1 protein-coding gene is annotated in these 836 nt (G+C 69.1%); it reads right to left on the bottom strand.

Annotated features, from left to right (window positions below):
- Positions 1 to 3 precede the first annotated feature (3 nt).
- Positions 4 to 836, bottom strand: an 833-nt coding sequence (locus tag J5M67_RS27240) for a phophatidylserine decarboxylase associated domain-containing protein (RefSeq protein ID WP_207888518.1), incomplete at its 5' end; no start/stop codon positions are given.

The following is an 836-nucleotide window of genomic DNA, read 5'->3' as shown; positions in this document are numbered from 1 at the left end:
TCGTCAGCGCATGCGAGGCCGCGCCGCGGTGAAGATGTCGCGCAGCGAATACGGCTGCGACTTGATCCAGAACGTGTCGAGCAGCTTCAGATCGTGCGCGACGTGATACGGCGCGGCCTCGCATGCGCTGACGATCACGGCCGGATCGTCCGGCGTCGCGACGGGCCGCGCGTCGGGCAGAAAGCGCCGCGTAAAGAAATCGTTCCACGAGGCGAAGCCCCAGTAGGGCAGTTGCGGATCGCAATGGAACTGCGACATGCCGATCCGCTTCACGGCCTCCGCGCTGAACCAGCCGTCCGGCTCCGACGCGTTCAGGTGCGCGCGCGAATGCGGGCCGCCCAGAAAGCCGCACCATACGTTCAGCACGCGCTTGAGTTGCGCGTTCACCGCGCGGTCGCGAAAGAACGCGTAGCCGGACGGCATGCAAAGCGGCCAGTCGAGCAGCGCGTTCAGCGGGCAGACCACGAGCCCGGATTCGCTGAACGGCGGCGCGTACGTCATCACGAAATCGATCACCGCCATCAGTTCGCCGATCGTCTCGTAGCCGAGCTCGTAGCCGCGCGAGCGCGCCTCGTCGATCGCGCGCGTCAGCGCCATGCGCAGCGGCGGCTCGCCTTCGGCGAGCGCCGCGAGCTCGCGCACCGCCTCCGTCATCGGCACGCCGTCCGCGTGCTCGCGCGCGTGCGCGGCGAGCGTCTTCCGATAGCGCGCGAGCGCCGCCTCCTCGGCGGGCAGCCATCCGCCTAGGCGTCGGCGCTCGGCGGCCGCCTCACGGGCGGCATTTGTCGCGTTCGTCGCGTTCGTCGCGTGGGTTGCGTTCGTTCGGTTCGTCATGT

Source organism: Pseudomonas sp. 30_B, assembly GCF_017491605.1.
In the GTDB taxonomy this organism is placed as follows: domain Bacteria; phylum Pseudomonadota; class Gammaproteobacteria; order Pseudomonadales; family Pseudomonadaceae; genus Pseudomonas.
The sequence above is the reverse complement of the archived record's forward strand: the minus strand, read 5'-3'. Positions and strand labels throughout refer to the sequence as shown.